Raw genomic sequence first — 13679 nt, 5'->3', positions numbered from 1 at the left:
TCAAATGCCCGATTCTGTTCATTCTAATAATCAGTGAGGGATAAAAGAAACTCCACTGATTGAAAATTCAGTTCTAAATATAGTTTTTTGTACTATAGGAAAGCATAAAACTTTTGGCCTTATCCCGCATGTAAGGTGCCGTAAGACTCCTGCTTCAAGTCCTGAGTTCGTGCAAAGGGTCAAAGTGGGAGAAAACGGCACCTAAATGCCCGATTGGTTCAACTAACATTCCGTGTAAAAAGCATTCCACGGAATGAGTTTCACTTTATCGTATAAGAAAAACGATAGCTTTCGTCATAAAGACTTGGCGACTAGCCAAGTTTTCTAATATCTATTCTCGAGATTTCGGCACAACTTGCAAGCAAGTCTAATATTGAGTACAATTTTAAAGATGCAACTTAAATTAAAGGAGTGAACGGCAACATGGGAAAGGTTTTCGTACTAGACCATCCACTAATTCAGCATAAACTAACGTACATAAGAGATATAAATACTGGCACGAAGGAGTTTCGTGAGTTAGTTGATGAGGTTTCTATGCTGATGGCGTTTGAAATTACTAGAGATTTACCACTTCAAGAAAAAATAATTGAAACACCAGTTACGAAAACGACCTCGAATGTACTGGCTGGTAAAAAAATAGGATTAGTTCCTATTCTTCGGGCTGGGTTAGGTATGGTAGATGGGATGCTGGATTTAATTCCTGCAGCAAAAGTAGGACATGTCGGTCTTTATCGTGATCCCGAAACACTGAAACCAGTAGAATATTATATTAAATTACCTTCAGATATCCATGAACGTGAATTAATTGTGCTAGATCCAATGTTAGCTACAGGAGGATCGGCGAATGATGCGATCCACTCATTAAAAAACAGAGGTGCAAAGCATGTTCGCTTAATGTGTTTAATTGCAGCTCCTGAAGGTGTAGAAGTAATTAAAAAAGAGCACCCGGATGTTGATATCTATTTGGGAGCTTTAGATGAAAAACTAAATGAAAAAGGATATATTGTTCCCGGTTTAGGTGATGCTGGAGACAGGCTTTTTGGTACAAAATAACGATATTTGCATTGATGGAGAAGTTACCAATATAACAAATTGGCTGATTCGTATGTGAAGATAACTTTTTAATTTTATACTTTTAAAACAATCAGCTTACGATTGTTAGCTTATTTCCCCGAAGTTAGGGACAAAGTAAAAATGATGGGTCCTGGAGTGAAAAAAATGAGTAAACGAATTAAAGTAATGACGATTTTTGGTACACGACCGGAAGCAATTAAAATGGCTCCACTTGTACTTGAATTAAATAAACGCTCAGAGGAATTTGAATCGATTGTTACCGTTACGGCACAACATCGTGAAATGTTAGATCAAGTGTTGCAAATATTTAACATTACTCCAGATTATGATTTAAACATTATGAAAAAACAGCAGACTTTAGCACAAATTACCACTCGTGCTTTAGAAGGCTTAGACGATGTAATGAAAAAAACGAAACCAGATATTGTGCTAGTTCATGGAGATACAACGACAACTTTCGCTGCTTCCCTTGCTGCTTATTATAATCAAATTGCAGTTGGACATGTAGAAGCCGGATTAAGAACTTGGAATAAATATTCTCCTTTTCCGGAAGAAATGAATCGGCAGTTAACAGGGATAATCGCTGACTTACATTTCTCTCCTACCGAAAAATCGAAACAAAATTTATTGCAGGAGAACAAGGCAGAAGAAACAATTTATGTAACGGGAAATACAGCGATAGATGCGCTAAAAACAACTGTGGATTCCTCTTATAACAGCCCTATTCTAGAACGTTTAGGTTCAAAGCGATTAGTTTTAATGACTGCTCATCGGAGAGAAAACTTGGGAAATAATATGCAACAAATGTTTCGTGCCATTAAACGCTTAGTTGAAACACATCATGATATTCATGTTATTTATCCTGTTCATCTCAACCCAGTTGTTCAGCAGGCGGCTCAAGAAATTTTAGGAAATCACGATCGAATTGATTTAATTGAACCTCTAGGGGTTGTAGATTTTCATAATTTCGCCTCACATGCATATTTAATTCTAACAGATTCTGGCGGGGTGCAAGAAGAGGCGCCATCATTAGGAGTTCCTGTGCTAGTACTAAGAGATACAACAGAACGGCCAGAAGGTATTGAGGCTGGAACATTGAAATTAGCTGGTACGGATGAAGAGACAATTTACAATTTAGCAAATGAATTATTATCAGATAAAGCTGCGCATGAAAAAATGACAAAAGCGTCTAATCCCTATGGTGATGGACAAGCCTCCCGTAGGATTGCCGATGCGATTATCGATTATTTTAGTAAATAATATACAAGGCTGGGACAAAACTAAAAGAGCTGATTAAAAAACGAACAAAAAATCGCCCTTGTACTATAGGAAAGTATAAAATTTTAGGGTTTATCGTATAAGAAAAACTACGGCTTTCGCTAAGGACTTGGCGATAAGCCAGGTTTTTCTAAACACAAACAAACCGAACAGTTATAAATAATTGTTCGGTTTTTGCTATGTAGTATTTGCTTATGTCCCCAGCCCCTTTTATGTATCTGGAGATTTGTTCATGGTGGATAACTTTAGTATGTATTTATCCACAACCCTCCAGCGACTAGCACCTCGAAGTCGCTTCACTCTTCCTGTAGTAGTACATTCTTTTTGTCGAGGAATTTTTCTCTTCTTTTGTAGTGAAGTAGGTGATCAAAGTTTTCTGCTTGTAGAATTACATCTGGAACCATAAGGAGTTATAACTAAAGCCAATAATGAAATTGGATACTTAGGCTTTGAACATCATTTTATGGGTGTATATTTTTTCCTTCACCTTCAAAAGCTAGTTGGAGAAAGGGGGAATAAGTTATGCGTACCCGTGCTTGTCTTCTGTTTTTTATATTGCTAGCAGTTATCATGGTCCCATTCCATGTTCCTAGTTTAGCTTTGCAGCATACGAAAGATAACGACGAGCTTCATTCGTTAATTATTGAAGTAGAAGGAGATCCGAAAAAGCATAAAGACTATCTGGAACAGTATCATCCTTACATTGAAGTTGTAGCAGTTTATACGAAGTTATTTCAAGGACTTGCGTTACAAGGTGAACCAAAGCAATTAAAGCGTATGGAAAACTTAGAGTTTGTGAAAAATGTTCACCAGGTCCAAACCTATCAAACCCCTAGTTTTCCCCATGTAAAACGTATTGAAGATAATTCAAATATCGTGTTTCCTTCAGAGTTGAATAAAACAGACTACACAGGAAAAGGTGTAAAAGTTGCAGTGATTGATACAGGGGTCGATTACCAACATCCAGATTTAAAAAAAAATTACCAAGCTGGTAGAGATTTAGTCGATTTGGATGATGATCCAATGGAAACAAAGCCTGAGGAAGGATTACCTACCATTCATGGTTCACATGTCGCAGGAATTATTGCGGCCAATGGTCAGTTAAAGGGTGTTGCTCCTGATGCAGAACTTTACGCATACCGTGCTTTAGGGCCAGGGGGTACAGGTACTTCTATTCAAGTGATTGCAGCGATGGAGCAAGCCATCAAGGATGAGGTAGATGTAATTAACCTTTCTCTAGGTAATCGTGTCAATGGTCCTGATTATCCTACAAGCGTTGCTGTAAACAAAGCAGTGGAAATGGGAGTAGCGGTTGTTATCGCAAATGGAAATGATGGCCCCGGTGATTGGACGGTTGGTGCACCGGCAACCGCAAATAAGGCTTTGTCTGTAGGAGCAGTAAGTAATAAACAAAAAGTGCCACACTTATACGAACGATGGGCTGATAAAAAAATTGAAATGGTAAACATGGCTGGTTCTATTCCTTGGGAACTAGATACGTTTTATCCAGTCGTAAATGCAACAGAAACCATGGACTTGAAAGGAAGTATTGCACTATATCAGCGCGATGAAATACCATTTATTGAAAAGGCTAAACAGGCTCAAGAAAATGGTGCAAAAGCAGTAGTCATTGCTAATAATGAGGATAAACTTTTTCAGGGGGATATTTCCTCCGTTAACGAACAACTTGATATTCCGGTTGTATCGATTTCCGAAGATGATGGACAATGGTTAATAAATAAATTAAAAAATCAGGAACAATTGTTATTAGAAACAATATACGAGCACCAAGAAGAAGCGATTGCAAAGTTTAGCTCTAGAGGGCCGGTGACTGTAAACTGGAATATTAAACCGGATCTTGTAGCGCCAGGGACACGAATTATTAGTACAGTACCTAATGGCTATCAGGCTCTTCAAGGAACTAGTATGGCAGCTCCTCATGTTGCCGGTGTGATTGCTTTAATAAAAGAGGCAAGGCCAAATTGGTCTAATCAGCAAATATATGGAGCTTTAAAAACAACAGCTCTACGTATGGAGTTAGACGGTAAGCCTATAAAGTCGACAGAACAAGGTATGGGAATGGTTCGGCCACAAGAAGCGATTCAAACGGATACGATTATTGATGATCCTAAGTTAACATTTGGTTTAGTTGATTCATATAGCAGCACGAAAGAAAAAGAGGTTACGATTGAAAATATGAGTGATCACACACAGACGTATTATTTTGATACCCCTTATAAACAAAAAGGAGTGAGCTGGCAATTACCAAGATCATTTACTTTAGCTCCACATGAAAAAAAGAAACTAACGATAGGAGTAAAACTAAACGCTCAACAATTAGATAAAGGTGTGCATCAGGGTTGGATGACTCTCCATCAAAAAAATAAAACATATTATTTGCCTTATTTATTTGTCAATGAATCTGCAGATAATCCAAAAGCAATGGGATTGGAATTTACTCTAAAACCACTTTCAAACCGCATATTTAATTATCGGTTTTATATGGCAGAGCCAGCGAAGCAAGTAGAAGTAGATCTATACAATTCAGATACGTTAGTTTTTGAACGCAATTTATTCATCCATAAGGATGTAAAGCGAGGAGTAAACGAAGGACAAATAGAACGGAGCGAAGCTGGCCCCCCGGGGATTTATTTAGCTATTATTACAGCTCACTTAGAAACCGGAGAGGTAGTTAGTTATGAATCAATGATCCATATTCCCCCCATTTAAAAACGTAATTCACAAAAACATAGACCATCCTTTGGTCACAAAATTGTCGCAATTTGGACAAGAAAAATCCACTATACCATTAATTAGGTTTTTCTTGTCCATTTCTATGTGAAACTTTATTTTTAAATTTGGTAAAAGATTCCTTAAAATCATGCTAATTATGCATGAAACCAATTGACATTAAATGTTTGCTAATGTAAACTTGCTTAGTGTGGAATAGTAGTGATTTAAATCATGTTTTAAAATTAGCTTCATTATGATAACTACCTGTTCATTTGTTCACATAATCTTCATAGTAAAGTTAAATCGATTATTATATACTAAGAAGATAGAGATTTTTTATTACATACGGACTCCACAATTACTTTCTTTTTTAGGTACGGTTATTACCTAAAGGCATGTCGATTTTTGTCTATAAGTTTACATGCTTTATCAATTACAAGGGAAGAGGGAATTATGGCGGAATATAAAAAAATGGTCGATCGCCAGCGAAAATGGATGTTCTATCTTCTTGCCGTTTTTGTTTTAGGAGCCGGATTTACACCGTATGATCGAATCTTTCTTGGGTTGTTACTGGGGGCCGCTATTAGTTTTTATAACTTATATTTACTTCAGAAGAAGGTGGCTCTATTAGGGGATTTAGCAGCAAACCAACAGAAGATAAAAACGTTGGGAACGCTATCACGACTAGCAGCTGCTGTCCTGGCAGTGTTAATTGCAATTCGATTTGAAAATTATTTTCATCTCATTGCTGTAATTTGTGGATTAATGACATCTTATATCGTCATTATGATAGATTTTGCTCTAAATAACTTTATACAATCGAGCAAGAAAGAGGGGTGAATAACGTGGAACATACTGCACCGATAGTAGAAGACATATTTGGTATTTCCTGGTTAGATGTCAATTTAGCAAATCTCCTTATGATAGCTGTTGCTTCAACCATCGTGTTTATACTTAGTGTCATAGCAAGTCGCAATTTGAAAATGAAGCCTACAGGACTACAGAACTTTATGGAATGGATTGTTGAATTTGTCAGAGGTATTATCAGTGATACGATGGACTGGAAAACCGGTAAAATCTTTCTGCCGCTTGGTTTGACCCTGATAACGTATATACTTGTAAGTAATTTATTAGGTGTAGCAACTGTAGGGATAGTTGGACATGATTTATGGTGGAAATCTCCAACAGCTGATGCGACACTAACATTGACGTTATCTGGTATGGTTATTTTATTGACTCACTTTTATGGGATAAAAGTTCAAGGGATTAAACATTATCTAAAAGGATATGTAAGTCCCGCACCAATTATGCTCCCATTTAAAATTATTGAAGAGTTTACGAATACATTAACGTTAGGTCTTCGTCTATTTGGTAACGTTTATGCAGGAGAAGTGCTATTTGGATTGATTATATCTTTGGCAAAAACAGGAATATTTGGATTTATAGGTGCAGCTATTCCTATGCTTGCTTGGCAGGGATTTAGCGTGTTCATCGGTGGTATCCAGGCATTTGTATTTACGATGTTAACAATGGTATATTTGTCTCATAAAGTGAGCAGTGACCATTAATAAAAAACATAAATAAAAGGTTTATTATAAAAAAGGAGGAAGTATTAAATGGAAGCTTTAGCAGCAGCAATAGCAATTGGATTGGCAGCGATAGGCGCTGGTTTTGGTAACGGAATGATCGTTAGTAAAACAGTGGAAGGAATTGCTCGTCAACCAGAATTAAAAGGTTCACTACAAGGTACTATGTTTATTGGGGTAGCACTAGTTGAAGCCATTCCTATCATGGCAGCCGTTATTGCATTTATGGCTATTTTTATGTAAACCTTCATAAGTTAAGATGGCGAGGATTAGCTTTAGAGTCTTCGCCATTACTTTATGTGATTAAATAACAATTTAATTTCAGCATGTTAACGATCACGAAAGGAGTGAAGTTCATGTATTCATACATTGACGCATTAACAGTTGGCGCAAGCGTTGGTGGGTTAAGAGTAGGCGACATGCTAATCCAACTCTTCTTTTTCCTACTTTTACTATTTCTAGTAAAAAAGTTCGCTTGGGGTCCTGTCATTAATATGATGCAAAAACGTGAAGAATATGTAGCTGATGAAATAGAGGCAGCAGAAAAAAGTCGCGCGGATGCAGAAAAAGCATCTAAAGAGGCGGCAGAACGTTTGAAACAAACGAAACAGGAAGCTCAACAGATCATCGAGGATGCAAAAGAAGCGGGACAAAAACAAGAACAGTTAATTATTAAAACAGCTCGCGAAGAGGCTGCGCGCTTGAAAGAATCCGCTCAGGCTGACATTCAAAATGAAAAAGAAAAAGCGTTACAGGCTTTACAGGATAAAGTTGCTTCACTATCTGTATTAATTGCAACAAAAGTAATTGAAAAAGAAATTGATGAAAAAGATCAGGAGAAACTGATCAATGAATACATTAAAGAGGTAGGAGAAGAGCTATGAGTCATGTAACGGTAGCAAAGCGTTATGCAGATGCTCTTTTCCAACTAGGTAAAGAAACGTCAACATTGGATTCACTTGCTCAAGAGCTGACAGCGGTAAAGAAAGCTTTTGAAGAAAATAAAAATGTGTACACTTTTTTAACACACCCTCGCATAAGTAAAGCGAAGAAGCAACAAATTCTAGATGATGTTTTTAAAGATGGTCAGAAAGAAACGCGTAATATGTTAAAACTTCTCGTAGAACGCCATCGGATTGAATTGCTTCCAGCTATTGTTGATCATTTTATCCAGTTAGTAAATGATGCGAAGGGAATTGCGGCTGCAACGGTCTATTCCGTTCGAAAATTAACGGATGAAGAGTGCCGACAGTTAGAGGCTACTTTCGCGAAGCGTTTTAATAAACGAGCGATTCAACTTACTAATGTTGTTGAACCCTCACTGATTGGTGGCATGAAGATCCGTGTTGGTAACACGATCTATGATGGTTCCGTTAGTGGTATGTTAAAACGAATTGAACGAAACCTTGTAACTGCAAACAAATGAAGATAGGGGTGAAATGGTATGAGCATCAAAGCTGAAGAAATAAGTAGCTTGATTAAGCAGCAAATAGAAACATTTGATACAGATATCGAAGTAAGCAATGTCGGTACAGTTATTGAAATTGGTGACGGTATTGCACGTGCTCACGGTCTTGATGATGTTATGGCTGGTGAGCTGCTGGAATTTTCAAACGGTGTAATGGGATTAGCCCAAAACCTTGAAGAAAGCAATGTTGGGATAGTTATCCTTGGTCCTTATTCGGAAATTAAAGAAGGCGATGAAGTTCGTCGTACTGGGCGTATTATGCAAGTACCTGTTGGGGAGGAATTAATTGGACGAGTAGTAAATCCACTAGGCCAACCATTAGATGGAAAGGGAGCAGTGGAAACAACAAAAACTCGCCCAATTGAAGCGCCTGCACCTGGGGTAATGGATCGTAAATCCGTTGATGAACCATTACAAACAGGGATTAAAGCAATTGATGCCCTCGTTCCAATTGGTCGTGGTCAACGGGAATTGATTATCGGAGACCGTCAAACAGGGAAGACAACTGTAGCTGTCGATACAATTCTAAACCAAGCAGATCAAGATATGATTTGTATTTATGTCGCTATTGGTCAAAAGGATTCGACGGTACGAAGCACTGTTGAGACTTTCCGTCGTTATGGTGCATTAGATTATACAATTGTTGTATCAGCTGGTGCATCTGATCCAGCACCGCTATTATACTTAGCCCCATATGCCGGTGTAGCAATGGGAGAAGAATTCATGTACAACGGCAAGCATGTACTTGTTGTTTATGATGATTTATCTAAGCAGGCAGTAGCCTATCGTGAACTTTCGTTGCTATTGCGCCGTCCTCCTGGTCGTGAAGCATTTCCTGGAGATGTATTCTACATCCACTCACGTTTATTGGAAAGGGCAGCTAAATTAAGCGATGCAAAAGGTGGCGGTTCTTTAACGGCTCTACCATTTGTAGAAACACAAGCCGGTGATATTTCAGCATATATTCCGACAAACGTAATTTCGATCACAGATGGTCAAATATTCTTGCAATCTGATTTGTTTTTCTCTGGCGTTCGTCCGGCAATTAATGCTGGTCTATCAGTTTCTCGTGTTGGTGGTTCGGCTCAAATTAAAGCAATGAAGAAAGTTGCTGGTACGTTGCGCTTAGACCTTGCATCTTATCGTGAACTTGAAGCATTTGCCCAGTTTGGCTCTGATCTTGATAAAGCAACACAAGCGAAGCTAAATCGCGGAGAACGCACCGTAGAAATTCTAAAGCAAGGACTTCATAAACCAATGCCAGTTGAAAAGCAAGTCATGAGTCTTTATGCTTTAACCAAAGGTTTCCTTGATGATATTGCAGTTGAAGACATACTTCGCTTTGAGGAAGAAATGAATACCTGGATGGATAATAATCGTAAAGAATTATTAGCATCTATTCGGGAAACTGGACAATTACCAGATGAGTCAGAGATGAATGAAGCAATTGAAGCATTCAAAAAAACATTTTTGCCATCTGAGGACAAATAGTTCTATGTTTACGTAACACGTAACCTTTAGCGGAAAGGGCGGTGAACAAGCTTGGCATCACTTAGGGATATTCAAAGTAGAATTAACTCTACGAAGAAAACAAGAAAAATAACTTCTGCTATGCAAATGGTATCTGCATCTAAAATGGCAAAGGCAGAGCAAAATACAAAAGCTTTCGAGCCATATAGTAAAAAAATTCAAGAAGTAGTAGCTCATATTGCCAGTTCTGCAACGGATGCAACTCATCCAATGCTTGAGAAACGGGAAGTGAAAAAAACGGGCTATATGATAATAACAGCAGATAAAGGTTTAGTTGGTGCTTACAATAGTAATATTTTAAAAAGCCTTTATCATAAAATTCAAGAACGCCATCAATCCAAAGAGGATTACACGATTATTACGATTGGTCGAAAGGGTTATGAATTTTGTAAAAAAATGGATCTGCCAATAGCTCAGAGTATTATTGGTATTGGAGATCAACCTGACTTTGCAGATATAAAACAGATCGCATCAGAAACTGTTCAATTATATGCAGATGAAGAAATCGATGAGCTATATATCCTATATAACCATTATGTTAGTGCCATTTCTCAACAGGTGACGACAACTAAATTGTTACCAATTACTGATATAGAGGAACATAGTAACAATACAAGCTTTCATGATGAATATGAATATGAACCAAATGAGCAGCAAATCCTCGAAGTACTTTTACCGCAGTATGCTGAAAGTCTTATTTATGGAGCAATATTAGAGGGTAAAGCGAGTGAGCATGCGGCAAGTATGACAGCGATGAAGAGCGCCACAGATAATGCTGGTGAGCTTATTGATAAACTAACATTGACCTATAACCGTGTGCGTCAAGCTGCAATTACACAGGAAATTACAGAAATTAGTGGTGGGGTAGCTGCACTAGAGTAGCTTCCTCGAATCATTTCTGAAAGTACGTTAGGAGGGAAATTCGATGAGCAAAGGACGTATTACACAAGTAATGGGACCTGTCGTTGACGTTAAATTCGAAGACGGTCTGTTACCAGATATACACAACGCTCTTGTTGTTAAAGCTGCTGATGGAGCAGTTAATACAGAGCTTACTTTAGAAGTTGCTCTTCATTTAGGTGATAATACGGTTCGTACGATTGCTATGTCATCTACTGATGGCTTAAAGCGCGGATTGGAAGTAGAAGATAAAGGAAGACCAATTTCTGTTCCGGTTGGAGATGTTACATTAGGGCGAGTATTTAATGTACTTGGAGACAATATTGATTTAGAAGAGCCGTTACCAGCGGATGTCCGCCGTGACCCTATCCATAGAAAGTCACCGGACTTTGAAGATTTAACAACCGAAACCGAGATTTTAGAGACAGGAATTAAAGTTGTAGATTTACTAGCACCTTATGTAAAAGGTGGTAAAATTGGTTTATTTGGTGGTGCCGGTGTTGGAAAAACGGTACTTATTCAGGAACTGATTAATAATATCGCACAAGAACACGGTGGAATTTCTGTATTTGCCGGTGTTGGTGAACGTACACGTGAAGGAAATGATCTTTACTTTGAAATGAAGGATTCAGGGGTTATCTCTAAAACAGCCATGGTATTTGGGCAAATGAACGAACCGCCTGGAGCTCGTATGCGTGTTGCATTAACGGGATTAACAATGGCAGAATACTTCCGTGATGAACAAGGACAAGATGTGTTGCTATTTATTGATAATATTTTCCGTTTTACGCAAGCAGGTTCCGAAGTGTCTGCATTATTAGGACGTATGCCTTCTGCGGTTGGTTATCAACCAACTTTGGCAACAGAGATGGGACAATTGCAGGAACGAATTACGTCAACAAAAAAAGGTTCTGTTACATCAATTCAAGCTATTTATGTACCAGCTGATGACTATACAGACCCTGCACCAGCAACCACGTTTGCTCACTTGGATGCTACCACTAACCTTGACCGTGGCTTATCAGAACAAGGAATTTACCCAGCGGTGGATCCATTAGCTTCTACATCTCGAGCACTAGATCCTGAAATTGTTGGAGAAGAGCATTATCAAGTAGCAGTAGAAGTGCAAAAAACACTTCAACGTTATCGTGAATTACAGGATATTATTGCTATCTTGGGTATGGATGAATTAAGTGATGAAGATAAACTTGTAGTCGCTCGTGCACGGCGTATTCAATTCTTCTTATCCCAGAATTTCCACGTAGCTGAACAATTTACTGGGCAAAAGGGATCTTATGTACCAGTAGAGGAAACGGTTAAAGGGTTTAAAGAAATATTAGAAGGAAAGCATGATGATTTACCTGAGGATGCGTTCCGTTTAGTTGGTCGCATCGAAGAAGTTGTAGAAAAAGCAAAAAGTATGCAATAAGTGACATAAAAGGTGAAGCAGCAAATTACAATTGCTGAAACGGTTGATGAATAATTATTATTTATTGGCCGCCTTTATGTCAAGTGGAGGAGGGGTTACTTTGAAAACACTAACTGTAAGTGTTGTTACTCCTGATGGACCAGTATTGGAAGACGATTATGAAATGGTAAGCTGTAAAGCAGAAAGCGGGGAGTTAGGGATTTTACCCGGACATATTCCGCTTGTTGCTCCACTGTCAATTAATGCTGTACGTCTCAAGCGTGGTAATAGTGAAGATAAATTGGCAGTTAACGGCGGTTTCATGGAAGTCCGACCAGATCAAGTGACAATTTTAGCACAGTCTGCTGAAAAGCCTTCAGATATTGATATTGAACGAGCAAAACGAGCAAAGGAACGCGCTGAACGCCGACTCCAGTCTAAGCAGGATCATATTGATATGTTAAGAGCGGAGTTAGCACTACGTCGGGCGTTAAATCGTTTAAATGTCAGTAGTGTCAGCAGGTAGCCAAAAAATCTCTTATAACCTTGTTATAAGAGATTTTTTGCATATATAAAGCTTATATGTATGCTTAGAATTGGAAGTGACGGTTTTACATTTTCATTATTAGCAACGGTAAACAAGTCACCTGCCCAAAATATTTGCGTTTACCAATTTCCCTGTTTAGGAAAAGCTATCTTTTTTTATATGGTGACTATCTTTCTTGAAAATAGCTTCGTCGTCTAGCTTAAGCGATCGAGCGGCTAGCAAACTTTGATCTCCTTCCTACAATAAGTCAATGCCGGCTCAAATCTAAAGGAAGGCGTCGGCTAAAACGTACTTGCTGCTTAGACGTCGGCATACCCCTGTTGCACTCCTTAAATGAAGTTTTACTTTAATCAGAAGTGCTGTTGTTTGGATGCCGCTACCTGAACCGAGCATCGGGACTTTGGTCTTGCTATATTTACTCTATTTAAAATTACTCCAATGGACTCCCCTTAGAACTTAATGTTAAATATATTAATATATCTCCCCTAAAATGAATGTATATTCATTTTACCTTTAGATTACTGGCTTTTTGTCGATATTTCCCGGGAAATGAGGAAGTATCAACGTAGTTTTGTTATGTTTTTGTCATCAAGATCATAGGAAGATGCAAGAGAAAATTAGGAAAAGGAAAAATATGATTAGTATGAAAGGGGACTTAATAAACAACACGTAAAAACTCACATTGACTTTTTTCTGTATTCATGGCAAAGTACTAATAGTATGTGTTTTAAAAAGAGAGTAAATTTGATTGAAAAGTTCGTGAGAGAAAAAGTTTCAGCCATTTAAACAAGCTGCTCTGTCATTTTTACTTGACTTCTTGAACATCTTCTAACAGTAAAGATTAAAGGTGGTTTGTATGTTTTCGATAGGTCAACAAGCGATTATTGGCATCATATCACATCTTCTGTTTATTTACTTGACATGGCGATTAATGATGTCGGTTAATTTTGAACCGTTAATAAGGAAAGGAAGAGCGAAAGAAGCTCAAATTTTGATTTTGTTTTTGACGATTGTAATAGGTTCTGGAGTAAGCCGATTCTTCTTAGAAGTGTTACAATGGTCTAGAGACTTAAATCATTTATTTTAATAAATTTGTCGCCATTTGTACTGTATGTCTTTATGTCTCCCTGATCATACTATAGATAGACTATGTGT

At 38.0% G+C, this 13679-nt stretch carries 13 protein-coding genes; all 13 read left to right on the top strand.

Going from position 1 to position 13679, the window contains the following annotated elements:
- Window positions 1–423: 423 nt before the first annotated feature.
- The 13 genes from upp (at window position 424) to BN1066_RS05780 (ending at window position 13611) form a co-directional block, all read left to right on the top strand.
- Window positions 424–1053: a uracil phosphoribosyltransferase gene (gene upp / locus BN1066_RS05840; RefSeq protein WP_077318516.1), complete on the top strand. Its 630-nt coding sequence runs from the start codon at window positions 424–426 to the stop codon at window positions 1051–1053.
- Between the two features lie 165 nt (window positions 1054–1218).
- Entirely contained in the window at window positions 1219–2334 is a 1116-nt protein-coding gene (gene wecB, locus BN1066_RS05835; protein ID WP_077318515.1) for a non-hydrolyzing UDP-N-acetylglucosamine 2-epimerase, read from the top strand.
- A 540-nt stretch (window positions 2335–2874) separates the two neighbouring features.
- Window positions 2875–5082, top strand: a complete 2208-nt coding sequence (locus tag BN1066_RS05830; protein WP_077318514.1) for a S8 family serine peptidase — start codon at window positions 2875–2877, stop codon at window positions 5080–5082.
- A 456-nt stretch (window positions 5083–5538) separates the two neighbouring features.
- Window positions 5539–5925: an ATP synthase subunit I gene (locus BN1066_RS05825; protein ID WP_077318513.1), complete on the top strand. Its 387-nt coding sequence runs from the start codon at window positions 5539–5541 to the stop codon at window positions 5923–5925.
- Window positions 5926–5930: 5 nt separating this feature from the next.
- Window positions 5931–6653 (top strand): F0F1 ATP synthase subunit A, encoded by a 723-nt coding sequence (atpB, locus tag BN1066_RS05820; protein WP_077318512.1) that lies wholly within the window; start codon window positions 5931–5933, stop codon window positions 6651–6653.
- Between the two features lie 48 nt (window positions 6654–6701).
- Window positions 6702–6914 carry a F0F1 ATP synthase subunit C gene (atpE, locus tag BN1066_RS05815; protein WP_077318511.1) on the top strand — a complete coding sequence of 71 codons (213 nt, stop codon included), beginning with the start codon at window positions 6702–6704 and terminating at the stop codon, window positions 6912–6914.
- Window positions 6915–7027: 113 nt separating this feature from the next.
- Entirely contained in the window at window positions 7028–7555 is a 528-nt protein-coding gene (atpF, locus tag BN1066_RS05810; RefSeq protein WP_077318510.1) for a F0F1 ATP synthase subunit B, read from the top strand.
- The gene (locus tag BN1066_RS05805; RefSeq protein ID WP_077318509.1) at window positions 7552–8097 is read left to right on the top strand and encodes a F0F1 ATP synthase subunit delta; all 546 of its coding nucleotides are present in this window, start codon (window positions 7552–7554) and stop codon (window positions 8095–8097) included. Before atpF ends, BN1066_RS05805 begins: the two co-directional genes overlap by 4 nt.
- A gap of 18 nt (window positions 8098–8115) precedes the next feature.
- On the top strand, window positions 8116–9630 hold the full coding sequence (gene atpA / locus BN1066_RS05800; RefSeq protein WP_077318508.1) for a F0F1 ATP synthase subunit alpha: 1515 nt from the start codon (window positions 8116–8118) through the stop codon (window positions 9628–9630).
- Between the two features lie 51 nt (window positions 9631–9681).
- The gene (gene atpG / locus BN1066_RS05795) at window positions 9682–10551 is read left to right on the top strand and encodes an ATP synthase F1 subunit gamma (RefSeq protein WP_077318507.1); all 870 of its coding nucleotides are present in this window, start codon (window positions 9682–9684) and stop codon (window positions 10549–10551) included.
- Window positions 10552–10594: 43 nt separating this feature from the next.
- Window positions 10595–11998: a F0F1 ATP synthase subunit beta gene (atpD, locus tag BN1066_RS05790; protein WP_077318506.1), complete on the top strand. Its 1404-nt coding sequence runs from the start codon at window positions 10595–10597 to the stop codon at window positions 11996–11998.
- A gap of 100 nt (window positions 11999–12098) precedes the next feature.
- Window positions 12099–12503, top strand: a complete 405-nt coding sequence (locus BN1066_RS05785) for a F0F1 ATP synthase subunit epsilon (RefSeq protein WP_143695742.1) — start codon at window positions 12099–12101, stop codon at window positions 12501–12503.
- Between the two features lie 877 nt (window positions 12504–13380).
- Window positions 13381–13611 (top strand): DUF1146 family protein, encoded by a 231-nt coding sequence (locus BN1066_RS05780; RefSeq protein ID WP_077318505.1) that lies wholly within the window; start codon window positions 13381–13383, stop codon window positions 13609–13611.
- Window positions 13612–13679: the final 68 nt, after the last annotated feature.

The organism is Virgibacillus proomii (assembly GCF_900162615.1).
GTDB lineage: Bacteria > Bacillota > Bacilli > Bacillales > Amphibacillaceae > Virgibacillus > Virgibacillus proomii.
Note: the sequence above shows the minus strand (reverse complement) of the source record. Positions and strands in the feature narration are given on the sequence as shown.